This is a genomic window from Alienimonas sp. DA493 (assembly GCF_043951915.1).
In the GTDB taxonomy this organism is placed as follows: Bacteria; Planctomycetota; Planctomycetia; order Planctomycetales; family Planctomycetaceae; genus Alienimonas.
This window is the reverse complement of record NZ_JBINJD010000019.1, coordinates 23450-49629: the sequence shown is the minus strand read 5'-3', so window position 1 is coordinate 49629 and position 26180 is coordinate 23450. Positions and strand designations below refer to the sequence as shown.

The following is a 26180-nucleotide window of genomic DNA, read 5'->3' as shown; positions in this document are numbered from 1 at the left end:
CCCGCCGCTGGGCGAACAGGCCGGCCGTCGCCGTGCCGAGGGCCAGCGCCCACAGGGCCGGCGTCGGCTCGTCGCCCCGCAACCGCTGAGCCAGCGCGATCCCGCCGGCGAGCAACAGGGCGCCCGCCAGCGGGGCGGCGAGGTGACGGAGAAACCGGGCGACCCCGGTCCCGCGGCGGTGGGCGGCGAGGCGGCGGTCGAGTTCCGCGGCCGTCAATCCGTCGGCCGTACGGCCGACGGAGCCGGGCGGGGCGTCGGCGGTCGGGGACGGGGGCGGCACGCCGTCACGGTAGGCGGGCGGGGGGCGGTCCGCCACGGGGCGGCGCCGGCGGGGCGTTGCCTCGGCCGGTCCGGGGGCGGACGATGACGCGGTTCCTTCCCCCGTTCGCTTCCCCGCCGCCGGTCGCCCGATGGACGCCGCCACCTTCGCCGCGACCCGGGCCGACCTGCCGGACGGCGGCCGCTGGACTGAATTGATTGAGGGCGAGCCGGTCGCCTTCGCCCCGCCGGAGCCGCTGCACGGCACCTTCGTGCTGAACCTGTCGAAGGCCTTCGCCGCCGCCGCGGGGCAGGGGGCGGCGAACGGTCAGTTCGGCGTGGGAGCGGTGTTCGAGACCGGCCTGCAAACCGCCGCCGACCCGGACACGGTGCGGTTCCCCGCCGCTTGCCTGTTCGCCCGGGGCGTGTTCGAGCAGATGGACCGGGAGATCGCGAACGCGGTGCCGGCCCTCGTCGTGGAGGTTCCCGGCACCCCGGACCGCCGCCGGGAGGTGGGCCGGCGGATCGAGGAGTACCACGCCGCCGGCGTCGCCGCGGTCTGGATCGCGGACCTGTCGGAACTGACGGTGACCATCGCCCGTCCGCACGCCGCCCCGCAGACCGTCGGGGGTTCCAACCGCCTCACGACCGACGTGCTCCCGGCGTTCGGCCCGACGGTGGAAGAACTGTTCGCCGAGCCGGAGTGGTGGACGCGGAAGGCGGGAGCGGCGTAGTCCGATGAGTCCTTCCGGACGGTTCGGAAACCCGGGCTATCCCAGCAGGATCGTTCGCTTACCGCCGGTTCGAGGCGGCGTCGTCACCCGCCGGGCCTTGATCCGCACGTACGGCGGCAGGAACCGGGCGCGGTGGCCGGCGCTGCCGGCGGGGGCCTGCGGGTCGGCGTGGTACGGTTCGGTGAGGTCCTCGATCACAAAGCCGGCGCCGCACAGGTCGCCGATCAGCTGCCGCCAGGTGTGCAGGTACTCGACACAGCCGGCCTCCCGCAGGCCGGCCGCGGCGGTGTGGGGGTCCGGGTCCGGCAGCCGGCGGTTCCCGGTTCCCTCGCCCCGGTGGTATTCGGCCCCGAGGCGGTAGCCGCCGTCGGGCAGGGGGCCGAAGCACTGCAGGCTCGCCGGCTGTTTGTGCTGGACGATATAGAGCCCGTCGGGCCGCAGCAGGCGGGCGACGCCGGCGTAGACGGCGGAGAGATCCGGCACGTAGCAGGCGCTGACGGGCTGGTGCACGACGTCGAACGGCGCCCCGGGTAAGTCGTCGGGCAGGGCGCTCATGTCCGCCCGCACCGGGGTGATGAGGGAACCGAACCCCCGACGGGCGGCCTCGCGGCGGTCGAGGTCCAACATCGCCTCGGACAGGTCCACCACCGTCGTCCGGCAGCCGAGGGCCGCGTACAGCACGCTCTGCCAGCCCCCGCCGGCGCCGAGGCAGAGCACGCGCTTTCCCTCCAACTCCGCGGGCAGCCAACCGCGGGAATCCAGCGTCCCCCGCGGGTCGGCAATCTGCTCGTCCGTGGCGACGCGGGCGAACCCGCTGCCCTCCCGGGCCAGCCGATCCCACGCGGCGGCGTTGCGGGGCAGGTGCACGGGAAAGGCGGAGGGCTGAAGGGGAAGGCGGAAGGTAACGGGAGAGACGCGGCCGCGATCAGGCCCCGTCGCCTTCCGCCGTCCGCCGTTCGCCTTCCCCCTTCACGCTCAGCGCCGCGGCGTAGCGGACGGGGTCGTCGGCTTCTTTGGCGGCGTCGGCGAGGGCGTCCAGCCGGTCCAGCTCCCGGCAGAGGTCGGCGAAGGAGAAGATCGCGTCCTCCCGGTCCCGCAGTTCCTGCCGGGCGAGGGCTACGGCCCGGTCGGTCTCGCCGCAGCGCTTCAGCAGGTGGACCAGTTCGATCGCCGCGGCCGGGCGGTCGTGGTCGTCGGCGGCGTTCATGCGGCCCTCGAAGTACCGGAACGCCTCCTCCCGCCCCCGGCCGGCGAGCGCCGCGAGATACCTCAGGTGGGCCGGGTAGAACTCCGTGAACGGGGCCCGGCCGGGGTATTGCAGCGTCGGATCGAGCTTGGCCCCGTACTCGGCCAGTTCGACGACCTTGTCGAACGCCGGATGATCCGGCGGCAGCTCCCGGCCGTTGCGGATCACCGCCTGCAGGTGGGAGACGTCCGTGTGATAGGCCATATCCGCCATGAGCCACGGCCGGCCGGCCAGCAGCGGGCGGAGGGAGGTCGGATTCTCCGGAACCTCGCCGCCGGAGGGGTGGGCGGCGATCTCCGCGGCGACGTTCGCCAGCAGTTCGGCGTGCAGGTGGTCCGCCAACACCGCGGCGACGGCGGCCCGTTCCTCCGGTTTGAACCGGGGCCAGAGGGCGTCCACGGCCGTCACCGTGTTGCAGGTCCCCCGGCCGGCGAGCATCAGCCGGGCGCCGAGTTCCGGGTGCACGCCCTCCTCCAGGGCGATGCTGGTCAGCAGTTCGAAGCGCTCCTCGTCGCTGTCCGGTCCGACGTAGTCCTGCGGGTCGACGTCCTCCAGATACGGCCGCAGCAGGGGCGGCTCGCCGATGGTGCGGGCGTAGTCGAAGGCCCGGTCCAGCCGGCCGGCGTCGGCGTGCCGGCGGGCGACCTCGCGGGCGGCTTCGAGGTAGGCCTTCTCGAAGGATTCGGCTTGCTCCTCCGGCACGCCGTCGAAAGTGGAGGGCCGCACCCCCGGCGCCCCGAGATCCCGTTTGGCCTGCAACAGCAGGGCGTCGAACAGCAGGTCCGGCTCGTCGGCGGCGCGGAGCCGTTCCACCAACTCGTCCAGAACCCGGTCGGGCGACGCGTCGTCGAGGGCGGCGAACAGGGCGGCGTGGTCTAACATAACGTTCATCCTATCCGGAACGCCGTTCTCCCGCCGACCGTCGGCCGGCGCCCGCTCAGCGGCCTCCCGTCAGACCCGCAGCAGCGGGGAGACCTCCCCCTTGCGGGAGAAGCGGGCGATCAACGTTTCCCAGGAGTGATGATGCCCCAGCGCCGCCCGGGGGGCGGGGGAGTCGTCGGTGCGGCGGTAGAGGAACAGGTGATGTTTGCGGCCGATCCGCAGCCGGTGGGCGCCGGCGTGGGCGGGACCGAGGCGGCGACGGTTCTCGGTGACGGTCAGCGTGCGCCAGTCGGCGGGGTCGTCCTCCCGCCAGCGGTTCCAGTCGATCGCCACCGGGGCGACCAACCCGCCGCGGGCGCGATGCCGCACCGTCAGCGCCGCGTCGGCCGCCTCGATCGAACCCGGCTCCGGCCCGCCGGGGTACTGCGGCAGGGCGAGGGGGAAGACGCGGCCGCGCTGCCAGTTCTTGCGGCCGCCGAACAGCCGGGCCTCGCGGGTGTCCGGGGCCACGCCGGCGGACAGGCCGGCGGCGACCGGCAGCGTCATCGCGTGCTCCACAACCGCGTCCGTCGCCTCCGGCCCGGTCAGCCGGACGGCGTCCGACAGCGCCGCGAACCCGCCGTCGCGGGAGAGAAACGCCTGCCGTTCGACCCGCACCGGGCCGGCCGCACACTCGCCCGACCATTGCAGTTCGAGGAACCCGCCGTCGTCGTCGGCGTGGTGGCAGACGCATGCCCAACCGTCCGTCAGGTCCAGCGGGTCGCCGTCGATTGCCACGCTCAGGCCCCAGGTCCCGCTGAACAATCGCCGGCCCCTGGCCCGCAGTTCGAGCGAGGGGCCGCCGTCCGGCCACGCGAGCGCGACGGCGTCCGCGGTGCGGTTCCAACCGCTGCGGAGCAGCCCGACGGCGGCCGGATCGGAGAGGAACCCCGGGGCCGCGTCCCGTTCCCAAGGCGGGAAGGACAGGCCGCGGGCGCGGTTCGGCGGCAGGGCGGCGAGCAACCGGGGCGCCGCCGCCCCCTCCGGCCAGTCGATCGGCTCCGCCAGGCGCCGCAGCGCCGCGGCGATGCGATTCTCCTTCCCCGGCGGAGCGAACGCCGGCACGCCGCGGCGGTCGCAGAGGGCGGCCAGCCGGGCGACCAGCGCGGCGGCCTCCCCGTCGCCCGGTTCGAGCGTCGGCAACCAATCCGCCGCGTCGGGCAGCCGAGCGGCGAGCGGCGTGCCGTCGGGGGCGAGGTCTTCGTTCGGGTCGAACGGGGCGGGGGTTCGGTTCACAACGTCTCGTCTGACTGCGGCTCCCATCGGGACGATCGTACCGTCGGGGCGAGGCGTTAGAATGCCGGCCCGTCCGTTCTCTGCCGCCCCCTTTTCTCACGCCCCTACCCGGCCCTCATGCGGATCGTCGCCGGGAAGTTCAAACGGCGGAGCCTGCTCCCGCCCGCCGGCGCGCAGACCCGCCCGATCACGGACCGGGCGAAGGAGCAGCTGTTCGAGAACCTCGGCGGCGAACTGCCCGGCCGGCGGGTGCTGGACGCCTTCGCGGGCACCGGCACGATCGGGCTGGAGGCCCTCTCCCGCGGGGCGGCGGGATGCGTCTTCCTCGAAGCCGACAAACGCACCCACGGCCTGCTGAAGCAGAACGTCGCACGGCTGGGCGTGGAGGAGATCAGCGTGACTTGGCGGGTGGACATCCTGCGGACCAGCTTTCGCCCCCGCCCGGGTCCTGAGCAGGCGCTGAATCTGCTGCCCTACGACCTGCTGTTCTTCGACCCGCCTTACAAAATGGCGTCCGGCATCGAACCGGGTCGGCCGCTGTACAAGAGTCTGCAACGGGTCGCCCGGCCGAAACTCTGCGCCGCGGACGCGGAGTTAGTCCTGAGGGTGCCGACGGAGTTGGACATCGCTCCGCCGCCGGAATGGACGCAGTACCGCGAACTGCGGGTGGGCGGGATGAAGTTCCTGATGTGCGACCGGGCCCCGTTCGACGCCGAGCCCGCGGACGGGCCGTCGGCCGACGAGGAACTAGCCGACGGCGAGGAGGAGTGACCGACCGGACCGGTCGTGCGGGTCGTTCCCGCGCGGCGTGATTCTTCCCGGCGACTCGACGCGGGCGGGGGGCGCCGGAGAATGGTAGGGTGCCGCGTCCGCCCCGCGTCCCGGGGGCGGATTCTCCCCGGTCCCGTCCCCCGTCGTTCCCGCCCCCCCGCCATGCCGGTCCCGGTCGTCTGCCCGGAGTGCGCCAAGAAGTTGAAGGCCCCGGACAAGGCCCGCGGCAAGGCGTTGAAGTGCCCCAGCTGCGGCGGCCGGGTGCCGGTGCCGGCCGAGGGCGGGGCCGCCGCGGCCCCCGCGGCCAAGCGGAAGAAGACCCGCCGCCGCGAACCGGTCGCCGCCGGTCCGCCGGAGACCGGCGAGTTCATCGCCGGCCTGGATCTGTCCCGGGTGGAGGACCGCGAGACGGAGGTCTGTCCCCGCTGCGGCACCGTCATCGAACAGGAGGAGGGCGCCGAGGTCTCCGAGTGCCCGAAGTGCGGCGCCGACCTGCTGACCGGCGGCCAGGGCGCCACGGCACGCCGCAAGCAGAAGTATAAGGCCCGCGGGGAGGACCCGCGGGTTTTCTACTCGACCGCCGCGGGCGACGCCTTCGCGTTTCTCAAGAAGAACGTCGACGTCGCCGTCCGGTTGGGCGTGCTCACGCTGCTGGCGGGCGGAATCGCCTGCGCCTGCTGGGTGATCGTGCGGTACTGCGCCTTCACCCCGCCGAAGTTGTTCTGGGGCCTGCCGGCGGTGGTCGGCACGCTGTTCGTCCCAGGGTGCCTGTGGGTGTTGCAGGAGGCGGTTACCTCCCTGACCTTCGACAACAAGCAGAAGTTCAAGCGGTTCCGGTTCGACGTGCTGGACTGCGTCGCGAAGGCCCCGCGGATCGCGATCTGGGCGGCGGTCGCGATCTGGCCGATGACCGTGCTGGACCTGATCGCCTTCGCCGCGTGGATGGTGATGGACGCCGGCCCGACGATCTTCCTGGGCTCCCTCGCCCTGCACGCGCTGGCGACGTTCCTGTTCTGGCCGGCCGGGCTGGGCCACATGGCGATGCCGGTCTCGGCGCCGGGGTGGAACTTCTTCACGGTCGCCTCCGGCACGGCGAAGAACGCCGGCCCGGTGCTGTTCTGGGCGGCGCTGACATTCGCCGCGTTCCTGCCGTTCCTGGGCGTTCTCGGCGGAACGGCGGCGGTGTCCGGTCAACGGGTCGTCGACACGCTGAACGCGATGGAGTCGAACGGCGCCGTCTACCGGGCCGCGGCGGCGGAAGCGGCGGAGGCCAAACGGGACGATGTCAAAGTGGAGGAGTCCGCCCTCAAGACGATCGACTGGAACGCCTTCCTGATCCCCGGCGTGGCGCTGGTGCCGCTGTCCTTCCTGTTCGGTTTCGGGGCCGTCTACGCGGCCCGGCCCGCGGGGCTGCTGGCGAAGATGTTCCGCCCCAGCCTCGGGCTGATCACCCTCGCCAAGGAGAAGAAGTACGTCCCCAAGATGAAGCGGACGGACGAACTGGGCGATTTGATGGACGACAAGGAGCCCGAGGGGCTGACCTGGCAGAAGGTCGGGGCGATCGTCGGCGTCACCGCGGTGCTGGGCCTCGTGGGCGGGTTCGCCTTCTCATCGCTCGGCGACAACGTGTCCCTGCTAACGGGCATCGGCACCGGGCTGGGGATGGCCTGCGGCCTCTCGGGACTGGCTGCCGGTCTCACGCAAATCGCCATCGCCTTCAGCGAGGACTGGAAGTGGGGCGTGGGACACCTGATCCCGATCGCGAACGTCTTCGTCGGTCTCGCGTTCCTGGTGATGTTCTGGAACCGCATGAAGTACGTCTTCGTGTGGTCGGTCGGCGTGACGCTGCTCCAGTTCCTCGCATTCGCCCTGCAGGTGGCCGGCGGGGGCGCCGCGATCGGTCCCGCGGCCTAAGATGGCGCTCCGTTTCTTTCCCTGCCGCTGACCCGCATGGCCGTCCCGGACCTTTTCGCCGACAGCACGATGTCCTTCGGGGAGCACCTCGAAGCGCTGCGGGCGCACCTGTTCCGGTGCGTGATCTATCTGCTGGTCGCCTGCATTCCGGCGGCGTACCTCGCCGAGGACGTGCTGGACCTCGCCACCGCCCCGATCAACGCGGCCCTGGAGGACTACGTCCCCGGCGAGGAGAAACTGGCCACCGGCGACGAGATCGTCGGCGGCGGGTTCTGGGATAACCTCAAGAAAGCCTTCTCCGGCGAGGTGGCCGAGCAAACGGTCGAGCAGGCGACCGGCGAGGAGCCGATTGACGAGACGCCGACGGCGAGCGACCTGCTCGTCCTCCGCGCCCCCCGCGGGGAGGTGCGGAAGCTGATGGAGGGGCCGGACGACGAGATCGTCACCCTCGCCCTGCGGCTCACCCCGGAGCAGGCCGCGGTCTTCAGCGGGCGCTCCAACCTGTCGAACGGCCTCGTCTCTAACGAGCTGATCGGACCGTTCATGATCTACATCAAGGCGATCCTGGTGACCGCCTTCGCCTTCGCCAGCCCGGGGATCTTCTGGGAGCTGTGGATGTTCGTCGGGGCGGGGCTGTACCCGCACGAGCGGAAGTACGTCTACCTGTACCTGCCGATCAGCCTGGGGCTGTTCTTCGCCGGGGCCGCGTTCTGCTTCACGGTCGTGTTCCAGTTCGTGCTCCCGTTCCTGCTGAGCTTCAACGACCTGGTCGAGACCGTCCCGCTGATCGACGCCAGCAAGTGGTTCAGCTTCGCGCTGATGCTGCCGGCGATGTTCGGGCTGAGCTTCCAACTCCCGCTGGTGATGCTCGCCCTGAACCGGCTGGGCATCATCGAGAGCGAGTTCTACCGGGCGAACGTCCGCATGGCGATCCTCGTGATCGCCGGGATCAGCGTGCTGATGACGCCGTCGGACCCCGGCTCGATGCTGGCGATGATGATCCCGCTGGTCGGCCTGTACTTCGTGGGCATCTGGATGTGCGAGCACTTCCCCACCCCCGGCGTCGAAAGCCCCTTCGGCGAGGAGGCCGAGGAGCACGCCAAGATCGAGGCCTGATTCGCCCCCGCCTGCTTGCGCGGGGCATCCCGAAGGCCGGGCTGCTTCCCGGAGGCCGGGCGAACGTCAGGTGACGGCCGCGACTCGCTTCAGCAACACGGCGGGAACGAGCGGGAGGATCGCGATCAGCGTCAGGGCGGCGTCGGCGGTGGCGGCCATCACGTTGACGGCCCCCAGGGTGATGATGCTCATGATCGCCACGCCCACCGCGGGGCCGACGACCTCCGGCTTCGGGTCCGACAGCCCGGCGGCCATCCGCCGAATCACGGAGATCGCCACCGTCGCCAGCACCGCGGCGGGCAGCAGGGGGGAGGCCCGCACCCAGTCCTGCGTGAAGTAAGCATAGGCCAGCGTGGCCAAACCGAGGCAGACCGCGACCAGCCCGGTGGTGAGCAGCTGCGTGTCGCTGGTCGTGGACTCGCGGCGGGCGTACAGCGTCACGCCGCCGACGTAGCAGCCCATCGCCACGGCCACCGTCCAGGCCCCGGAGTGGTGCAGGAAGGGCAGGGCGCTGGCGCCGAGCAGCAGGTTCGTCGCCCGGCAGGCGCCCATCGTCGGGCAGGCCAGCAGGGTGCGCTTGAGCGGGCCGTCGTAGAGGATCACCAGCGCCGCGACGGCGAGGGCGACCAGCCCGCTCCGCACCGCGTTCCCGGCGAGGGCCCCGCCGAGAAAGCCCAACGCGACGCCGCCCGCCAGCAGGCCGAACCCGAGGAACGCCGCGGCCCGGGCGTCGATCTCGCCGGCCGGCAGCGGGCGGTCGGAGCGGGCGGCAGCGTCGCGGTCCCGGTCGAACCAGTCGTTCAACACCATCCCCCCGGCGTACAGGCAGACGCCGGCGCCGACCAGCGCGACGAGCGGCGGCCAGGGCGACCAGCCGCCGTGCAGGATGGCGTAGCCGGCCAGCACGTCCGCCGGGGCGGTGAACAGCGCCGGCAGGCGGACCAACCGCAGCCAGGGACGCAGGTTGAAGGTCGTGGTCGAGGCGGAATCGGCCACTAGGACAGCTCGTCCAGCTTCGCGGCGACCCAGGCGGACAGATCGTTCTGCACCTTGGAGAGCGTCGCGTCCGTCGCGGCCTTCACGTTCGGCAGGGCGCCGGCGTCGGAGACCGGGGCGGTGGCGAAGGTGTAGAACTTGATCTTCGGCTCCGTGCCGCTGGGCCGCACGGCGACTCGCACCGCGGTGCCGGAGCCGGCGTCGCTCTGGAAGATCAGCAGGTTCCCGTCCGGCTCCGGCAGGGCCTCGCTACGTTCGTTGGTGGGCAACGACCGCACTTCATGGTCCGCGTAGTCGTAGACCTTCGCCAACTCGATCCCGCCGAGCGTGGTGGGCGGGTCGGTCCGGAAGGCGGCCATCAGTTTGGCGGTGATCTCCCGCCCCCCGCTGCCGGGCAGCTTCTCGCTGAACTGGCCTTCGGTGTGGTAGCCGTGGGCGACGAACAGTTCGTCGAGCCGGTCGTGCAGCGTCTTGCCGCCGGCCTTCAGGCTGGCGGCCAGCTCCATGACGTACAGAGCGGCGACGGCGGCGTCCTTGTCCCGGGCGTACTGCCCGGCGAGGTAGCCCAGCGACTCCTCCGCCCCGAACACGAAGGCGTCCGGCCCCTCCTGGTCCATCGTCTGACCGATGTACTTGAAGCCGACGAGCAGGTCGTCGATCACCCGCACGTTCTGGGCCTTGGCGATCTCGCCGATCAGCCGAGTGGTGACCAGCGTCTCGACGACGTAGCCGTTGGCCGGCAGCGTGCCCTGCTGGGAGCGTTTCCGCAGGACGTGATCGCAGATCAGCGCACCGATCCGGTTCCCGCTGATGTGCCGGTATTCCCCACCGCTCCCCTTGGCGCAGACGCCGAGGCGGTCGCTGTCCGGGTCGGTGGCGAGGACGAGGTCGGCGTCAATCTCCTTCGCCCGTTCGATCGCCGGGCCGTAGACCTCGATCCGTTCCGGGTTGGGGAAGTTGGCGTCGACGGTGGGGAAGCCGCCGTCCGGGTCGCGCTGGGAGGCGAGCAGCTCGACCCCGCGGAAGCCGGCCCGGTCCAGCACGTTGAAGACGTTGGTCTCGCCCACGCCGTGCAGCGAGGTGTAGACGGCCGTCACGTCCCGGTTGCTGGAGAGGCTGAGGTTCGCGACCGCGGAGACGTAGGCGGAGTCCACCTCCTCGCCGATCACTTCGATCAGCCCGTCGTCGACGGCCTCGTCGAAGTCGATCGTGGGGATCTTCCCGCTGGCGTAGACCGCGTCGATGATGCCGCGGTCGTGCGGGGGCAGGACCTGCCCGCCGGTGTTCCAGTACGCCTTGAAGCCGTTGTCCGACGGCGGGTTGTGGCTGGCGGAGACGACCACGCCGGCATCGCAATCCAGGTGGCGGACGGCGAAGGACAGCTCCGGCGTGCTGCGGAAGCCGCGGAACATGTAGGTCCGCACGCCGCGGGCCGCCAGGGTGGTGGCGGTCAGCCGGGCGAACTCCTCGCTGCGGTTGCGGGTGTCGTGGGCGACCGCCGCCGACAGCCCGCCCCGCTTGGCCGCCTTTTCCGGGAACTGCGAGGCGAGGTAACGGGCCAGCCCGTCGGCGCTCTCGGCGACGGTGCGGGGGTTCATCGTCGCGGTGCCGTGATCGCTCATCCGGCCGCGGCGGCCGCCGGTGCCGAAAGGGATCACCTCGAAGTAGAGGGCGTCCAGTTCCGCCCAGTCGCCGGCGGCGATCAGGTCGCGGATCGCGGCGTGACTGCCGGAGCGGTGCTCGTCGGCGAGGGCGCGGGCGAGGTTCTCCGCGGCGCCGGCGGACAAGTCCCCGCGTTCGACGGCGGCGGCGACTTCGGGCAGGGCGGGGGGGGGCGGTGCGGCGTCGGGCACGGTTCGAACCTTCTGGGCGGTCTGGCGCGGCGGGGAGTGTAACGACTGTCCGCGGCGGGCGTCCCGCCTCCCCGCCGCATTCCGTTCCCGCCCCGCCGACGCATGCGGAGACGCCCCCGCGTTCCCTACGATGCTCCAGCTCGTCCCGCAGGAATCCGCTGATGATCCGTTCGCTCGCCCTCGCCCTGCTGCTCGCCGCGGGAGCCGCCCTCGCGCCGACGGCCGGCGCCGCGGAGAACTCCGGCGACCGCCCCAACGTCCTGCTGATCCTCACGGACGACCAGGGCTGGGGCGACGTGCACTCCCACGGGAACGAGTTGCTCGACACGCCGAATCTGGACCGCCTCGCCGCGGACGGGGCCCGGTTCGAAAGGTTCTTCGTCAGCCCCGTCTGCGCCCCGACGCGGGCGGCGATGTTGACCGGCCGCTACAGCCTGCGGTGCGGCGTCCACGGGGTCACCCGCGGCCATGAAACCATGCGGCCGGGCGAAATCACGATCGCGGAGTTGATGCAGGACGCCGGCTATCGCACCGGCTGCTTCGGGAAGTGGCACAACGGCGCCCACCCCGGCGTCGACCCATACGGGCAGGGCTTCGACGAATTCGCCGGCTTCACCGCCGGGCACTGGAACAACTACTTCGACCCCCTCCTGCCGCACCCGCCGAAGTTCGCCCCGACCCGCACCGAACCCGCCCACCCGGATGGCCCGCGGCGGGTCGAAGGGTATATCGCCGACATCTTCACCGACGCCGCGCTGCGGTTCATCGGGGAGCGGGCCGGGAGCGACGAGCTCCCCCCTTGGTTCTGCTACGTGCCCTACAACACCCCGCACTGGCCGCCGCAGGTGTCGGGGGAGCTGTTCGACAAGTACGTCGACCGCGGCTGCAGCGTCGAGGACGCCGCCGCCTACGGCATGGTGGAGAACATCGACCGCAACGTCGGCCGGCTGTTGGCGGCGCTGGACCAATGGGGGCTGGCGGAGGACACGATCGTCCTGTTCTTGACCGACAACGGCCCCAACGGCAACCGCTATAACGGGGACATGCGGGGCCGGAAGGGCTCCGCCCACGAGGGCGGCGTGCGGGTGCCGCTGTTCGTCCGCTGGCCGGGACGGATCGAACCGGGCACGGTCGTGGAGCCGAACGCGGCCCACGTCGACCTGCTGCCGACCCTGTGCGATCTGATCGGCCTCGAACCGCCGTCCGACCGCCCGCTGGACGGCCGGAGCCTCAAGCCGCTGCTAACCGGCGAGGCGATCGCCGAATGGCCGGACCGGCGCCTGTTCACCTTCAAGGACTGGCGGGGCGCCCCGAACGGGCAGCGGGGGGCCGTCCGCACCGACCGCTGGCGCTGCGTGCGGGAGGGCGGCGACTGGCAACTGTTCGACATGCTCGCCGACCCCGGCGAGACGACGGACGTGGGCGACCAGTTCCCGGAGGTGCGGGACGAACTGGCGGGGGCGTTCGCCGCGAAGTGGACGGAGGTCACGGCGGACGGGTTCGCCCCGGTGCCGACGCTGGTCAGCGCCGACGACGCCGACGGAATTACGCTGCCCGCCCACGAGGCCGAATTGCGGCCGGCCAAGGGGCAGGGCCTCCGCTACACCGGCCCGAACGGCTGGGCGAACGACTGGATCGTCGACTGGGAGAACCCCGACGCCTTCGCCGAGTGGCCGTTGCTGGTCGAGGGCGACGGCGGCAGGTACGCCGTCGAGGCGCTGGTGACCGCGGCGCCGGAGCAGGTCGGTTCGACCTTCGTCGTCGAGATCGACGGGTCGGATCCGGTGCGGGCCGCCATCAGGGAGCCGTTCGACCCGCCGTTCTTTCCGTCGCCGGACCGCTTCCAACGACCGGAGGCGTACGAGAAGCCCTGGGCGACGTTGGAGTTGGGCGAGGTCACGCTGCCCCCCGGCCCCCGGTCGTTGCGGCTGCGGGCGGCCGAGAAACCTGCCGAGACGATGCCGGAGGTGAAGGCCGTGCGGCTGCGGCCCGTGGCCGGCGGCGGCTGAGATTCGGCGACCGCCGAGCCCGCCGTCCGCCCGCCCCGACCGGCGGACGGGGAAAGTCCCCGGGAGCGCGTTCCGGGGCGCCGGTTATGTTCTATGAACGGCCGAACACGCGACCCGCCGCCGGGGTCGGCCGCGATCGTCGCGACTCCGAACGATTCGGACGCGGTTCCACAAAACACGGCGGGTTCGGAAGTAGCTTCTCTATGCGTATCGGCTTCGTTTCGACGTACCCGCCGGCGGAGTGCGGGATTGCCACTTACACGCACTACCTCCGTCAGGCCCTCGACCCGGCCCGACACGAATCGTTCGTCATCTGTCAGTCCGGCGGCGCCGGCGAGGGGGTCTTTCCGCTCTGGCATCCCGGCCAGCGGTTCAGCGAGAACGTGTTCGGCACCGCCACGCGGATGACGCCGGACGTCATGCACATCCAGCACGAATACGGCCTGTTCGGCTCACAGTACGGGGCGGAGGTCGTCGACCTGCTCCTCCGGCTCCGGCTGGCGGAGGTGCCCACGGTCGTCACCCTCCACACGGTGTACGAGTCGATCACCGACGCCCAGCGGATGGTCCTGCGACACATCGTGGAGGACGCCTCCGCGATCGTCGTGCACGAGGCCTACCAGAAGGAGACCCTGGTCCGGGAGTTCGGCCGGCCGGAGAAGGTGCACGTCATCGAGCACGGCATCCGCGAAGTCGATCCCGTGCCGGACGCCAAGCGGCGGCTGGGCCTGGAGGGGAAGAAGGTCGTGCTGATGTGCGGCTACTTCCGCAAAACGAAGGGCTTCGACGAAGCCCTGCGGTTCTTCCCGGAAGTCGCCGAGCAGTGCGACGACGCCGTGCTGGTGATGGCCGGCAAAATCCGCGGGATCGAGGCGAAGGACGTGCAGGCGGAACTGTACGCCGCCTTGGACGAGATGCCCTTCGCCGACCGCGTGCGGTACTTCCGCGGCCAGTTCCCGCAGTACACGCTCGACGCCCTGCTGAGCGCCGCGGACTGCGTGGTCCTGCCCTACCGGGCCGGCGCCCAGAGCGGGATGCTCAGCCAGTGCCTCGCCTTCGGCGCCCCGGTCGTCTCCAGCGGGCTGCGAGCCTTCCGGGACGTGCTGGAACGCACCGGCGGCGGGTTGGTCTGCGATCATCCGGAGGAGTACGCCTCCGCGATCACCCGCGTCCTGACGGAGCCGGACCTCGCGGACGACCTCCGCCGCAGCGCCCGACAGTACATCCGCAGGACCGGCGGCTGGAGCCGCATCGCGGAGCGCCACCTGGACGTCTACGAGCCGCTCGTGAACCCGCCCGGCTCCCGCGGACAGTACGCCTTCATCCCGGAGCCCGGCAGCGTCTCCGGCGATTCGCGGGAGACCGGCCGTCCGGGCCGTCTGCCCGGGGCGGACCGCCGCCCCGACCGCGGCGCCTTCCGCTACCGCGACGGGCACACCGCGTTGGCGGCGGCTCAGTAGCGGCGGGCGGGCGCTCCCCGCGAGCGAGTCAGAGCGCACGTCCCGAACGCCGTCGCGGCGCCCGCCGCGGCGGCGTTCAGCAGTTCTCGGAGCTCTCTTCGCCGCGGAGCACGCGGATCAGCTCCTCCGGCGGCCCGCCCTTCGGCACGTAGGCCGCGGCGCCGGCCTGGCACATCGCCTCGGCCATGTCGTCCCGGTCGTGCATCGACAGGCCGATCACGCGCACGTTCGGCATCAGGTCGCGGACCCGTCGCGTCGCCTCGATCCCGTCCATGCGCGGCATGGTGACGTCCATCACCACCGTGTCGGGCTGCAGTTCGGAGACCCGCTCCACCGCTTCGCAACCGTCCGCGGCCTCGCCGACCACCTCAATGCCGTCGGTGCCGGAGAGCAACCCGGCGAGCGCCGTCCGGACGATGCGGTGGTCGTCGACGATCATCACCCGCACCGGGGCGGAAACGGGCGGCGCAGCGACGGGGGCGTGCATGGACGTGACTGCGGCGGGGGAAGACGACGGGGCGGGAAGGGTCAACGTCGCGGTGAAGGCGCCGTCGTACTGCACGACCGACAACCGTCCGCCGGCGAGCCCGGCCTGCTCGCCGAGACTGAACAGGCCAAAGCTCTCGTCGGCGACGTGCGGCGGCACGTCCCGCCGCGGGCGTCGCGCGATTACCTTATCGGCAGGAAGCGGATTGGAAACCTCCAATTGTAATGCGGCGCCCGCGACCGATTCGAGCGTCACCCGCACCGGCAGGCGGGGGGCATGTTTCGACGCGTTGAACAGCAGTTCCCGCGCCGCGTGAAACAGCAGCGGACCGCGGGGGTCCGCCCGGTCGACGAGATCCGCCGCCGGAGGAGCGCTCCCCGCGGGGCTGACGAACGCGATCGGCTGCTGGAATCGGGCTTCGCTCCGACGGCACAGCGCCAGCAGGGCGGGGACCAGCCCGCGGTCGTAGAGCACCGTCGGCACCAACTCCTGCGTGAGCGCCCGGGCGCGATTCATTGCCTCGTCCAACAGGTCGACCGTGATCGCCGCCGGGCCGGGCGGCGGCTCGGCGAGTTCGGCAGCGCTCTCGGTCGAACCGCTCGCCGCAGCGGCGGCTTGTTCGCGGGCCAGCAGTCCGGCGGCGGACATCTTCGCGGCGGCGATGACCTGCTGGAGGTCGTCGTGGACGGCGTGGGCCAGCCGGCGCCGCTCCCGGTTCTCCGTTTCCGCCAACCCCCGGGCGAGCCGTTCCAGTTTAGCCTTCTGACGGCGGATGCGGTTGGTCCGCGAGGCGACCTGCAATTCCAGGGTCGCGTTCAGTTCGCGCAGCTCCTCCTCGGCCCGGACTTTCTCGGAGATGTCGTCGACGACAGCGATCGCGTACTCCGTCCTGCCCTCGGCGTCGCGCTGCAACCCGACAGTGAGCTGAATCCAGACCACCTCCCCGGACTTGCGGAGGTAGCGCTTCCGCATCGTGTAGGAGGGGATCTCGCCGCCCAGCAGGCGGCCGAATAATTCCAGGTCGTTCGCCAGGTCGTCGGAGTGGGTGATGGCCTGGAACGTGAGCTTGCGCAGCTCCTCCTCGGAGTAACCAACGATCTCGCAGAGACGTCGATTCACCCGCAGCCAGGCGCCGTCGAGACCGACGTGGGCCACGCCCACGCCGACGTTTTCGAACGTGCCGCGGAAGCGGCGTTCACTGCGTTTGAGATCCTCGTTGAGCCGCTTGGCGAGGGCGTCCGCGGCCGCCCGTTCCACCGCCACGGCGGCCGTCTGCACCAGCGGGTCGACGACGGCGAAGTCGGATTCGGTCGGGCGACGCGGCGTCGCGTGGTAGACCGCGAACGTGCCCAGCAACGTGCCGTCCGCTGCGGACACGTTCGTCGCCCAGACCGCCCGGACGCCGTGCTCATCGTTGAACGCTCGGAAGTCGCGGCAGAGCGGGCTGTCGCGGACGTCCTCCACGACGACCCGCTCGTTCCTCAGCGCCGCGGCGCCGCAGGCCCCGCCGGTCTCGTCGGCGGGCCAGCCGTCGATCCCGCGGCGGAAGGCCTCCGAGGCGCCGGCGGCGCTGGCGAGGCGCAACCGTTCGCCTGGGGCGGCCCCGCCGAAGGGGGAGGACGGCGGGAGCAGGCCCTCCTCGGCTCCCTCCCGCACGAGGATGCACACGCGGCCGGCTTCCGGGAGGTGGCGTTCGGCGGCGGCGGCCAGCAAATCGAGCGCCTCGACGAGCGGTTTGCCCGCGGCCATTCGGGCCAGCGACTCCTGCCGGGCGGCCGCGACGCCCTCCGCCCGCACCCGATCCGCGATATCGCGGCAGATCGTGGAGTAATGCGTCAGCTCGCCGCGCCCGTCGCGATGGGCCGTCAGGCTCTGGAGCACGGGGACCGTGCGACCGTCCGCGCGGAGCAGTTCGGTTTCGCCGGACCAGCGGCCCGTCCGCTCCGCCGTCGGCAGGCCCTCCTCCCGCAGTCGACGGAGTGCCTCCGGCGGATAGAGCGCCTCGACGGGCCGGCCCTCCGCCGCGCGCCGGGAGAACCCCAGCAGACGCCGCCCGGCCCGGTTGAGCGATTCCACGACGCCCTCCGCAGTCCAGAGGCACACCATGTCCCCGGTCCGCTCCAGCAGTTCGCCGAACAGCGCCGACCGCCGGGCGGCGGCGACCGATTCCGTGACGTCCCGCACCGTAGAGATCGCTCCGGTCGGCGGACCGGACCGGTCGTCGCCCTCCCACGTCGGCCGGCCGGCGGCCCGCACCGCCCGCACCGCGTGCTCCTGCCCGGCGCCCGCCTCTCCGGCGCCGGGAGCCCCGACCACCCGAAACTGCTGTTCACACCACCCGCCAGCCCGCACCTTCTCCATCGAGTCCCGCACCGCGGCCCGATCCTCCTCGTGCACGACGGCGAGGAGTTCGTCGAACGAGCGCGGCCCCGGTTCGCCGCTGAGATTCAGGACGGCGACGGCCCGGTCGTCCGCTTCGACCGTGTCCCGCCCGAAGTGCGCACGGCAGGTGCCCACGGCCTCGCTGTCGAACGCCAGGTCCCGCTGCATGGCGAGCCGGTCGCGTTCGCGGCGGAGGGCGTTCTGCACCGAGAGGTCCAGTACGAACGCCACGCCGCCGGCGTCGTCCAACGACGCGGCGCCCACCAAGACGGGCACGCGGGAGCCGTCGGCCCGGACGTACTGTTTCTCGTACGGTTCGCAGGTGCCGGCGGCGCGGACTTCGGCCACCTTCTCCGCGTCCCGGTCCAGGAACTCCGGGGGCGTCATCGCGGCCCAGTCGACGGCGCCGCGCTCCAGGTCGGCACGGGCATACCCGACGAGCTTCAGGAACGCGTCGTTCGCCTCCGTGACGCCGCCGTCGTAGTCGAAAAAGAGGATCCCCAAGAGATCCGTCTCGAACAGCCGACGCAGACGGCGGGAGACGTCCGTTTCCCTGGCCGAGGATGTCTGCGGGGACGGGTCGGTCACTTCGAGGATCCGTCCTCGGCGTCGTCCGCCGCGTCGGGGACCGCGGCGGGGATCGACAGCCGCAGGTTCCGCCAAGCCACCGGGGCGCCGTGGCCCAGGAAGCCGAACGCCCCGGACTCCCGCAGCAGCCCGGGGTGCTCCCGGCCGTCGACCGTGCCGTCGGCGGAGGCTTCGCGAATGTCCGCGTCCACCAGCGTCTTGCCGTTGAGCGTCACCGTCACGCGGTCGCCCTTCAGGGCGATTTCCTCCCGGTTCCAGTGCCCGACCGGGGCGAGGTAGCCCCGCAGCGCCGGCACCACGCCGTAGATCGACCCGTGGGCCTGGTACGGGGCGATCGTCCGGTACATCTCCGCCGGGTTGTCGAGGATCTGCGACTCCATCCCGCTGTAGGCGGCGTTCTGCCCCTTCACGAACCGCAGGCCGACGCCGTTGTTGCCGCCCTCGGGCAGGCGGAACTCGAAACGGACGGTGAAGTCGCTCAACTCGTCCTTCAGGTAGACGTTCCCCCCGCCGCGGCAGGTCATCACGCCGTCCTCGACCGGGTAGCCGTCCACGTCGCCCTCCCAGCCGGGGAGCCCCTCTTCCAACGGGATCGCGGTGAAGCCGTCCTCGTCGGTCGGCGGCGGCTGGCGTTCGTCGCTGGCCCGCACGAACGTCACCGTCGCCCCGGGGCCGTTGACGGCGAGGGGCACCGGCGTCGTCTGCGGCCCGGGGGCGTCGACGGCGATCAGAATCGGAGCGCCGTTCAGATAGGCCGTCACGCTGCCGTCCGCGGCCCGGACGTAGACGCGGTTCTCCGCGGCGGGGTCGAACGCCGCCGCGGCGGATTCCCGATCGACCAGCATGCAGGGCACCGGCCGCCCGCCGTCGCCGGCCCCGCCGCCGGAGCCCAGTCGGGCGACCTCGGCGAGGGGGTTCTTCACGGCGACGGAACCGTCGGCGGCGAACTTAAAACTCACGGCCGGCCCCGGCGTGCCGACTCGGGTGCCGACGGTCACGGAGGCGGTCTCCCCGCCGGCGACGGGGCCGAAGGTCGCGTGGGCGTCCGCCCCGACGGTCGCGGTGTTGCCGGACGCTTCGTTCCAGCCCTCGCCGGCCGGTTTGCCGTCCGGCAGCGGGAAGCCGCTCTCCGGCATGGACCGCGGGATCTCCCGCACCTTGACGTTCCGCCAGCGGGTCTCGCCGCCGTGGGTCTGCAGGATGATCGGCCCGGCGGGGAACAGCGGCTGGGAGCGGTCCCAGTAGTTTTCGAGGTGGGCCTCGTTGACGATCAGCTTGTCGTTCAGGTGCACGGTGACCGAGGAGCCGACGACGCGGATCACGAACGTGTTCCACTCGCCCATTGGTTTGTCGGCCCGCTGCGAGGGGTTCTTGCCGCGGCTGTTCGGGCCGGTCTTCGGGTTGTTCCACAGCCCGCCGGAGCCGAACTTGTTTCCATTCCCGCGAGGGTCGTCGGCGTCCGGGTCCCAGATCTGCACCTGCGGGCAACCGCGGAGGTAGATGCCGCTGTCGGTTCCCGCGGTGATCTTCCAGTCCAGCGACAGCTCGAAGTCCGCATAGTCGCGGTCGGTCCATAGATAGGGCCCCTGGCCGTCGTTGACGATCTCCGGGCCGCCCTCGCCCTCTTCGATCGTCCAGTGCGCGCGGCCCTCGGCGTTGTGCTTCTTCAGGAACTCGGCCCGCTCCGCCGGGCTCATCGCGGCGAGCTTGCGGGGGTCGTAGTGCGGGGCGAAGAACCAGCCGTCGAAGCTTTCGCCGTCGAACAGGACGGTCGGCTCGGACGCGGGCTCGGACGCGTCGTCGGCGGCCCCGGCCGGGGCGACGAGGAGGGGACCGAACAGCAGGAGGCCGGCGAGCAACGTGGCGGGGCGAAACGGCATGACGATCTCGTGTGCGAACGGGTCCCTGATTCTTCCCGACCGCCGCCGCCGACACAATCGGCGACGGGACCGAACGATCCTCGGGCAGCGGAGCGCCCTGACGCAACCGGTTCAAAACGACCGCGACTCCCGGCGAACCGCGACCGATTCGATCGCCCCGCCGCGCACCCTCGTCGGCGGATAGCTCCCGCCCGGCGGGACGCCCGCCCGGCCGCCGCGGCCGAACGTCCAGTCTTCCTCGGTGAACTGCTCGGCGACGAGGTGGCGGCCGTACCCGCCCTCCAGCCGGGTCCAGTCGAACCCGGCGATCGCCCGTTGGGCGGCGCTCAGCAGGCCGGTTTCGCCCACCATGCAGCCGAGTTGGCAGGGCACGTCGTGCTTCTTCGCCCAGAGGAACACGTCCCAGAGCCGCAGCAGGCCGCCGTTCTTGCTGAGCCGCAGGTTGAAGCGGCAGGTCGGGTCGAGGGCGTGCAGCCGCTTGGCGTCCGCGGGGCAGAGGACCGACTCGTCCCAGACGATCGGCAGGGCGAGGCCGGTCGGCAGTTCCTCCTCCCGGCCGCGGGGCACGGGCTGCTCGACGCTCTCGAACCCCCACGCCGCCAGCATCTCGCACTTCGCCGCGACCTCCGCCGGTTCCCACGCCTCGTTGGCGTCGGCCCGCAGGGCGACGTGCGGACCGAACCAACGCCGAGCCTGTCGGGCGGCCGCGGCGTCGTCCCCCACGCCGAGCTTCAGTTTGGCGTCTCGGAAGCCCCACAGCCGGTACGCCAGCGCCGCCGCCCGCCGCTTCCACGCCTTGCCGGTGGTGAGAACCACGCTGTATTGCACGCGGTCCCGCGGTTCCTCGCCCTGATCCCGCGGCCGTTTCAGATGGGGGAGCGGATCGACCCCGAACGCCGCCAGCACGGCCGTCTCCACGGCGCAGCGGACGGTGTTGCCGTCGCCCGGACGGTCGCTGGGGGCCGGCAGGAAAGGACCGTGCAGCCAACGGAGGACCGACTCGTCGTCCGGCAGCGGCGGGGGCGGTTCGAGCCGGGGGAGTTGGGCGAAGCAGCTTTCGACGGTCTCGCCGGTGACGTACGCCCGCGGCAGGCCCTCGCCCCAGCCGGTCCGGTCGTCGTCCGTCTCCGCCTTGACGAACAGCGCGTCGTTCTCCGTCCGGGTGTGCGACGCGTGAGACACCTTCCGCCGCAGCGGCACGCGAACGTGGTGGAACGTCAGCCGGGCGAGACGCGGCACCGGCTCAGGCCTCGTCGGTCGCGGCGTCGATCGCGGCGTGGGCCTGCGTCCACCGGACCGCCTCCGGCATCACCTCGTGGAACAGCGCTTCGGCGGTGTAGTTCAGGTCGTCCTTGGCCCGATCGATGTTGAAGTCGAGGTTCAGCCCGAGGAACTTGATCCGGGCTGAGGACAGCAGCGGGGCGTGGTCCTTTCCCATCAGCCGGAAGGCGGTCTCCAGCGTGGCGGCGAACGCCCGAGCGACCGGCAGCGGCACGCTGCGGGTGGGCACGGGCAGGTCGGCGGCCTCGCAGATCACGCGGACGAACTCCCGCCGGGTGACGAGGCGGCCGTCCGTCAGGTTGTAGGCCTTGCCGACGGCGTCCGGGGCGGTGAGGGCGGCGGCGACGGCGTCCGCCACGTTCGCCGCGGCGACGTTGTTGAGCAGTTGCTCCCCGTCGCCGAGAAACGCGAATCCGCCGCTCTGCAATTTCGCCAGCAGCTTGGGCAGGACGGTGCGGTCCCGCACGCCGTAGACGAACCCCGGCCGCACCGCCGTCGCCGGGACGAGCGGCACGCCGTGCGGGCCGTCGAGCACCAGCAGTTCGCTCTCCGCCTTGGTGAGGGTGTAACCGTCGATCCCCTTCAGGCTGACCGGCTCGGATTCGTCCGTGCCGTGATGGTCGCGGGCCTCGTAGACGCCCAGGGAGGAGACGTGCACCAGCCGCCGGGCCGCCGGATCCGGCTTCGGCCCCCACTCCGCGGCGAGGGCCTCCAGCAGCGCCCGCGTGCCCTCGACGTTGACGGCCCGGTACGCCTCCACCGGCCCCCAGTCGCCGACCTTCGCGGCGCAGTGCACGGCGTGCGTCACGCCCTGGACCGCGGCGGCGAGGGAGGCGGCGTCCGACAGGTCGCCCGCCACCACCTCGCAGCCGAGATCCTCAAGGAACCCCGCGTCGGCCGGCGTGCGGCAGAGGGCCCGCACCGCCACGCCGTCCGCTCGCAGGCGCTCCGCGACGTGGCTGCCGACCAGCCCGGTGCCGCCCGTCAGCAGCGCCCGGGCGTCCGGCGGCAGGGGCGGGATCTCGGTCACGGCGGCACAATACACAAAATGCGTCTTCAGACGCTCGCCCCCGTTCATCGGACGAGCGAGGAATCGGCCGCCGCGGCGGCGGCCTCAGCGCTGTGAACCTCAGCGCTGTGGAGTCGTGGGCTCCGCCTCGTTCGTAGGAGGAAATGAGTCGGTCAGACCGAGTTCGGACGGCATTTCCGCCTCCGTCTCCACCTGGGCTTCCAGCACAGGCTGGGTCGCTGCCGCCGCCGGAGCGTTCGGCCGTTCGTCGGGCCGGACCGGCATCGTCCAGACCGCCCGCGGCGGTGCGACGGCCAGATCGCCCCGCAACTCGGCGAGCAACAGCCCGGGGAAAGAGGCCAGGTCGTTCAGATAGCGGCCCGCCAGCCGGCGGGGCTCGGAAGCCATTCGGAACGCCCACTCCAATCCCAAGGCTCCCACCAACCGCGGCGCCCGCGCCCGATTCCCGGCGAGGAAATCGATCGTCGCGCCGACGCACAGCGCCGCGGCGCACTCCAGCCGTTCCCGGTGCCGATGGACCCACAACTCCTGCTTTGGAAACCCCAGGCCGACGATCAACACGTCCGGCTGCGCCGCGGCGACGGCTCGCTCGATTTTCTCGCACTCGCCGGGGTCGTCCTGGAATCCCAGGGGGGGACAGCACGTGCCGACGACGCTCGCGTGTCGAAATCGCTTGGCAATGCGGGCGGCCGCGGTATCCGCCACGCCGGGGGCCGCTCCCAACAGAAACACCCGCAGCGGTCGATCCGCGGTCGCGGCGGCGAAGAGCGCGGGCGCCAGATCGGAGCCCGGCACGCGTTCCGGAAGGGGTCGACGAAGCAGGTTGGCGGCCGCGACGATCGGCATTCCGTCTGCCAGCGTCAGGTCCGCGGAACGATAGGCCTCCCACAGCTCCGCACGGTCCTCCTGATGGAGCCGGACCACATGATCCACATTCGGCGTGACCACGACGCGGCAGGCCCCCGCGGGCCGTCGGGCCAAGTGCCACTCGTCCACCCAAGAACGAATCCGCCGCACGGCACGCCCCAGCGTCAGCGGGTCGATCCTAAGACCGAACAGCGGGACTGTCCGTGTCCCGCGCGAACCCGTCCTGCCCCTCTGGCCGGAAGTCGCAAACCCAAAGCGCGATCGCGGCGCCGGCCGCTTCGCCGATGGCGATCTCGTCTTCGAGGGGGACTGGATCACGGGTGCAGACGGAGTGCGGACGAGACGAATATCGGCCGTCAAGACCCGGGCCGATCGCAACGAAGAAGCTGAGCGTCCGCGGGTCCTCCGCCGGGCGATCAGCCGGGCGCCGGACTCACTGCAACGTCAGTCTTGAAACTCGGCCTGAAACCCGCGGTCATCGCACCGCGTTCGTCCACATACCGACGCGATAAAAAAAAACGTCTCCCACGTATTGCGTTCGGGCGGAAGGAGCGGGTTACGCCGACCCCGGACGCTGTCCGGCCCGAGCGCCGTCCGCCACGCGTTCGGTCCGGACCCATTCGGTCTCGAGTCGATTGCTGAGGAAACGGCTGTAGATCGGCAGCTTGCGGGCGACGAACTTCGGCACGGAGGCCAACGCCGACAGCGGCACCCGCTCCCGCCCGAAGACCGCCCAACCCGCGACCACCGCCGCGGCGACCGCCGCCCCGGCGAAAACGTGCACGGCCAGAGCGGCCACGAAGCCCGTCCACCAGGCGACGAACGTCAACACGGCGGCGACGGCGAACCACCCGAGGACCAGCAAACTGAACGGCGGCACGGCGAGGTCCGCGGCGAGCCCCAGCGCCCGCAGGTCGTCCCGCAGCACGCCGGCCTTCAGCAGGCGGGGCACGCCGCGGGTCAGGGTTTGCAGGTGGCCCTGCTCCCAGCGGGTGCGTTGGCCGTCGAATCCGCGGAGGCTCGTCGGCAGGGGGCTGTCGACGTGCACGTCCGCCAGGAACAGCGGCGGCGTGCCGGCGACGGTCGCGTCCACCCCCATCTGCATGTCCTCGGCGAGGTCTCCCCCAAACGCGCCGCCGTCCGGCGCCTCGGCCCGTTTTCGCTCCAGTAGCGGGCCGGGCAGCGTCATGCCGGTGCCCATCAACTGGCAGGGCAGCCCCAACCGGGCGGCGCCGCGGGGCCGCACGTGGTTCTTGAACAGCATGCCCAACTCGGAGACCGCCATCAGGCCGGCGGCGTCGGCGTCGGTGTGCGGATCGACGCCGCACAGGTTGCGGGCCTGCACCGGCCGCCCCGTCGCCGTGCAGGCGCCGAACAGGCGCCGCACCCCGCCGGGCGAGACGCGGCAGTCGGCGTCCAGCACGAACACCGCCGCCGGCAGCCGGCCGTCGGCGCTCTCCTCGGCGAGCCGGTCGAGGGCGAAGTCGAGGGCGTAGCCCTTGCCGCGGCGGTCCGGATCGGTCCGCTCCAGCAGCGTGAATTGCGGATGAACGGCGCCGTCGGCCCCCGTCGCCCCGCGGCGGGCGGCAGCGGCGGTATGGACGGCGCCGTCGGCCCCCGTCGCCCCGCGGCGGGCGGCAGCGGCGGTATCGTCGGTGCAATTGTCCGCGACGAGAACCAGCCGATCCTGCGGACCGAGTTGCGGCAGCAGCGCGGCGACCTGTTCCGCGATCGGCGCCCCCTCGTTGTGCGCCGGCACCAGCACGACGCCGCCGGGCCGTGCGTCGCCCGCCGCCGCCTCCGCCGTCCGGCGGGCCGGCAGCAGGGCGGCGAGGACCTGCACGACGAACGTCGCCGCCGGCGCCAGCCAAAGCAGCAACAACCCGAGCGCCAAAACGCGGAGCGGCAGATCGATCACGGGGCGGGGCAGGTGAGGGAGCGGTGAGTCGGAGGGGCGCTGCGCAGGGCGACTAACGCAGCGCGTGGCGTTCCCGCAGCGGCCGCACCCACGCGGCGGCGAGGCGGGCGGGGGCGCCGGCGGGATGGGCCTTGAGGGCGTCCCGAACCCTGCGGGCGGAGGCGACGGCGTGCGTCGCGGCGCCAGGCGTCTCCGCCACGCCGCGGAGCAGGGCGAACCGATCGGTCGCGTAGTCCGACTTGTACGGCTCGTCCCCGGCGCCCAGATCAAGGGCCGTCACGCCGCGGTCCGCCGCGTGACGCAGCAGTTCGAGCATCAGCACGTTCCCCGGGCTCAACGCGCGGGCGGCCGCATCGTAGGCGGGGAACCAGGCGTGCAGCCGCGGCCCGCTGCGGAGCAGCAGATGCCCGGCGACGACCGCCCCGCCCGCCCGCAGCGTGCAGAACACGCCCTCGAACCCGTGCTCGTCCGCCGCGTCGGCGTCGCGGCAGCGGGCCAGCAGGTCGCGGACCCACGGGGCCGCCAGTACGTCGCAGAACCCCGTCGCGGCGTACTGGCCACGCTTCCAGCGAAGCAGACGCTCCCAAGCCTCCGGGTCTGTATCCTGCCAGGTGAAGGTCACTTCGCCGCGTTCCCGCTCCATGCGGCGGCGGAACTGGGCGATCTTGCGGTGCCGCTTCGACCCCTCCGCCTCCCGCCGGGCCAGATAGGCGTCGAAGCCGCCGGCAAGGTTCACCCGTACCCCTCCCCGTTCCCAACCGGCCTCGGTCCGATCGCCCGCGGCGGCGAACGCCGGCTGGCCCGGGGGCAGCATGTGAAAGGCGTAGGATCGCAGCCCGCAACCGCGGAGGGCGTCGACGGCGGTCGTACGCGTGTCGGCCGGGGCGATCAGGCCGTGGAAATCGCACAGCCGACCGCCCGGCGGCGTCGCCCGGCCCCAGCGGCCGCGTTGGAAGGGGAGGAAGGCGATCGGCTCGCCGCTCGCTTCCTCCCGCAAGACGCCCACCCGCACGTCGTCCCGGCTGTGAGCCGCCCGGGCGGCGGCGACGAGTCGGACGAACGTCGGGTGAAAGTACGGACTGGCCAGCTCCGGCCGTTCGCGGTGCAGTCGCCGCCACGCGGCGACGTCCGCCTCCCCCAACTCCGCGGGCCGCACGACCTGCCACCAGCCCGGCGGGGGCGGCGCGGTCTGCGGCGGGCGGGACGGGGCGGACATCGGGCGGGAGCGGTGCG

General features: G+C 72.1%; 18 protein-coding genes and 1 pseudogene. 6 read left to right on the top strand and 13 right to left on the bottom strand.

Annotated features, from left to right (window positions below; genetic code table 11):
• Window positions 1-280: pseudogene (locus tag ACG2DA_RS04965) on the bottom strand (hypothetical protein); the annotation flags it as partial.
• A 130-nt stretch (window positions 281-410) separates the two neighbouring features.
• Between ACG2DA_RS04965 and ACG2DA_RS04960 the strand changes: the two are divergent.
• Complete coding sequence (locus ACG2DA_RS04960; protein ID WP_395254368.1) at window positions 411-992, top strand: Uma2 family endonuclease; 582 nt, start codon at window positions 411-413, stop codon at window positions 990-992.
• Window positions 993-1028: 36 nt separating this feature from the next.
• Here ACG2DA_RS04960 and ACG2DA_RS04955 read toward each other — a convergent pair whose 3' ends face one another.
• Genes ACG2DA_RS04955 through ACG2DA_RS04945 form a run of 3 tightly spaced genes read right to left on the bottom strand, consistent with a single transcriptional unit; the run spans window position 1029 to window position 4395 of the window.
• Window positions 1029-1859 carry a class I SAM-dependent methyltransferase gene (locus ACG2DA_RS04955; protein ID WP_395254367.1) on the bottom strand — a complete coding sequence of 277 codons (831 nt, stop codon included), beginning with the start codon at window positions 1857-1859 and terminating at the stop codon, window positions 1029-1031.
• Window positions 1860-1917: 58 nt separating this feature from the next.
• Window positions 1918-3129, bottom strand: a complete 1212-nt coding sequence (locus ACG2DA_RS04950) for a hypothetical protein (protein WP_395254366.1) — start codon at window positions 3127-3129, stop codon at window positions 1918-1920.
• A gap of 60 nt (window positions 3130-3189) precedes the next feature.
• Window positions 3190-4395 carry a hypothetical protein gene (locus tag ACG2DA_RS04945; RefSeq protein ID WP_395254365.1) on the bottom strand — a complete coding sequence of 402 codons (1206 nt, stop codon included), beginning with the start codon at window positions 4393-4395 and terminating at the stop codon, window positions 3190-3192.
• Between the two features lie 117 nt (window positions 4396-4512).
• Here ACG2DA_RS04945 and ACG2DA_RS04940 point away from each other — a divergent pair, with 117 nt between their 5' ends.
• The 3 genes from ACG2DA_RS04940 to ACG2DA_RS04930 all read left to right on the top strand — a co-directional run bounded on the left by ACG2DA_RS04940 (window position 4513) and on the right by ACG2DA_RS04930 (window position 8196).
• Window positions 4513-5166: an RsmD family RNA methyltransferase gene (locus tag ACG2DA_RS04940; protein ID WP_395254364.1), complete on the top strand. Its 654-nt coding sequence runs from the start codon at window positions 4513-4515 to the stop codon at window positions 5164-5166.
• A gap of 162 nt (window positions 5167-5328) precedes the next feature.
• Complete coding sequence (locus ACG2DA_RS04935) at window positions 5329-7080, top strand: hypothetical protein (RefSeq protein WP_395254363.1); 1752 nt, start codon at window positions 5329-5331, stop codon at window positions 7078-7080.
• Between the two features lie 36 nt (window positions 7081-7116).
• Window positions 7117-8196 carry a twin-arginine translocase subunit TatC gene (locus tag ACG2DA_RS04930; protein ID WP_395254362.1) on the top strand — a complete coding sequence of 360 codons (1080 nt, stop codon included), beginning with the start codon at window positions 7117-7119 and terminating at the stop codon, window positions 8194-8196.
• 66 nt (window positions 8197-8262) lie between these two features.
• Here the strand turns inward: ACG2DA_RS04930 and ACG2DA_RS04925 are convergent, their stop codons facing one another.
• Entirely contained in the window at window positions 8263-9192 is a 930-nt protein-coding gene (locus tag ACG2DA_RS04925; RefSeq protein ID WP_395254361.1) for a UbiA family prenyltransferase, read from the bottom strand.
• Window positions 9192-11045 (bottom strand): phospho-sugar mutase, encoded by a 1854-nt coding sequence (locus ACG2DA_RS04920; RefSeq protein WP_395254360.1) that lies wholly within the window; start codon window positions 11043-11045, stop codon window positions 9192-9194. Before ACG2DA_RS04920 ends, ACG2DA_RS04925 begins: the two co-directional genes overlap by 1 nt.
• A 161-nt stretch (window positions 11046-11206) precedes the next feature.
• Here ACG2DA_RS04920 and ACG2DA_RS04915 point away from each other — a divergent pair, with 161 nt between their 5' ends.
• Together ACG2DA_RS04915 and ACG2DA_RS04910 are read left to right on the top strand one after the other, a co-directional pair.
• Window positions 11207-13054 carry an arylsulfatase gene (locus tag ACG2DA_RS04915; RefSeq protein WP_395254359.1) on the top strand — a complete coding sequence of 616 codons (1848 nt, stop codon included), beginning with the start codon at window positions 11207-11209 and terminating at the stop codon, window positions 13052-13054.
• Window positions 13055-13257: 203 nt separating this feature from the next.
• Window positions 13258-14514 (top strand): glycosyltransferase, encoded by a 1257-nt coding sequence (locus ACG2DA_RS04910; RefSeq protein WP_395254358.1) that lies wholly within the window; start codon window positions 13258-13260, stop codon window positions 14512-14514.
• Window positions 14515-14590: 76 nt separating this feature from the next.
• Here the strand turns inward: ACG2DA_RS04910 and ACG2DA_RS04905 are convergent, their stop codons facing one another.
• The 7 genes from ACG2DA_RS04905 to ACG2DA_RS04875 form a co-directional block, all read right to left on the bottom strand.
• The gene (locus ACG2DA_RS04905) at window positions 14591-17971 is read right to left on the bottom strand and encodes a PAS domain S-box protein (protein ID WP_395254357.1); all 3381 of its coding nucleotides are present in this window, start codon (window positions 17969-17971) and stop codon (window positions 14591-14593) included.
• The gene (locus ACG2DA_RS04900) at window positions 17968-19851 is read right to left on the bottom strand and encodes a DUF1080 domain-containing protein (protein ID WP_395254356.1); all 1884 of its coding nucleotides are present in this window, start codon (window positions 19849-19851) and stop codon (window positions 17968-17970) included. The genes ACG2DA_RS04905 and ACG2DA_RS04900 overlap by 4 nt, the downstream gene beginning before the upstream one ends.
• Window positions 19852-19962: 111 nt before the next feature.
• Window positions 19963-21090 (bottom strand): enolase C-terminal domain-like protein, encoded by a 1128-nt coding sequence (locus tag ACG2DA_RS04895; RefSeq protein WP_395254355.1) that lies wholly within the window; start codon window positions 21088-21090, stop codon window positions 19963-19965.
• 4 nt (window positions 21091-21094) lie between these two features.
• On the bottom strand, window positions 21095-22177 hold the full coding sequence (locus ACG2DA_RS04890; protein WP_395254354.1) for an NAD-dependent epimerase/dehydratase family protein: 1083 nt from the start codon (window positions 22175-22177) through the stop codon (window positions 21095-21097).
• Between the two features lie 84 nt (window positions 22178-22261).
• Window positions 22262-23158, bottom strand: a complete 897-nt coding sequence (locus tag ACG2DA_RS04885) for a WecB/TagA/CpsF family glycosyltransferase (RefSeq protein ID WP_395254353.1) — start codon at window positions 23156-23158, stop codon at window positions 22262-22264.
• Between the two features lie 427 nt (window positions 23159-23585).
• Complete coding sequence (locus ACG2DA_RS04880; RefSeq protein WP_395254352.1) at window positions 23586-24947, bottom strand: glycosyltransferase; 1362 nt, start codon at window positions 24945-24947, stop codon at window positions 23586-23588.
• 52 nt (window positions 24948-24999) lie between these two features.
• On the bottom strand, window positions 25000-26163 hold the full coding sequence (locus ACG2DA_RS04875; protein WP_395254351.1) for a GNAT family N-acetyltransferase: 1164 nt from the start codon (window positions 26161-26163) through the stop codon (window positions 25000-25002).
• Window positions 26164-26180: the final 17 nt, after the last annotated feature.

Bases quoted from the DNA above. Each gene is read 5' to 3' on its own strand.
- ACG2DA_RS04940 (WP_395254364.1), top strand. From the start codon at position 4,513: ATGCGGATCGTCGCCGGGAAGTTCAAACGGCGGAGCCTGCTCCCGCCC.
- ACG2DA_RS04930 (WP_395254362.1), top strand. From the start codon at position 7,117: ATGGCCGTCCCGGACCTTTTCGCCGACAGCACGATGTCCTTCGGGGAG.
- ACG2DA_RS04910 (WP_395254358.1), top strand. From the start codon at position 13,258: ATGCGTATCGGCTTCGTTTCGACGTACCCGCCGGCGGAGTGCGGGATT.
- ACG2DA_RS04950 (WP_395254366.1), bottom strand. From the start codon at position 3,129: ATGAACGTTATGTTAGACCACGCCGCCCTGTTCGCCGCCCTCGACGAC.
- ACG2DA_RS04875 (WP_395254351.1), bottom strand. From the start codon at position 26,163: ATGTCCGCCCCGTCCCGCCCGCCGCAGACCGCGCCGCCCCCGCCGGGC.
- ACG2DA_RS04960 (WP_395254368.1), top strand. From the start codon at position 411: ATGGACGCCGCCACCTTCGCCGCGACCCGGGCCGACCTGCCGGACGGC.
- ACG2DA_RS04915 (WP_395254359.1), top strand. From the start codon at position 11,207: ATGATCCGTTCGCTCGCCCTCGCCCTGCTGCTCGCCGCGGGAGCCGCC.
- ACG2DA_RS04900 (WP_395254356.1), bottom strand. From the start codon at position 19,851: ATGCCGTTTCGCCCCGCCACGTTGCTCGCCGGCCTCCTGCTGTTCGGT.
- ACG2DA_RS04935 (WP_395254363.1), top strand. From the start codon at position 5,329: ATGCCGGTCCCGGTCGTCTGCCCGGAGTGCGCCAAGAAGTTGAAGGCC.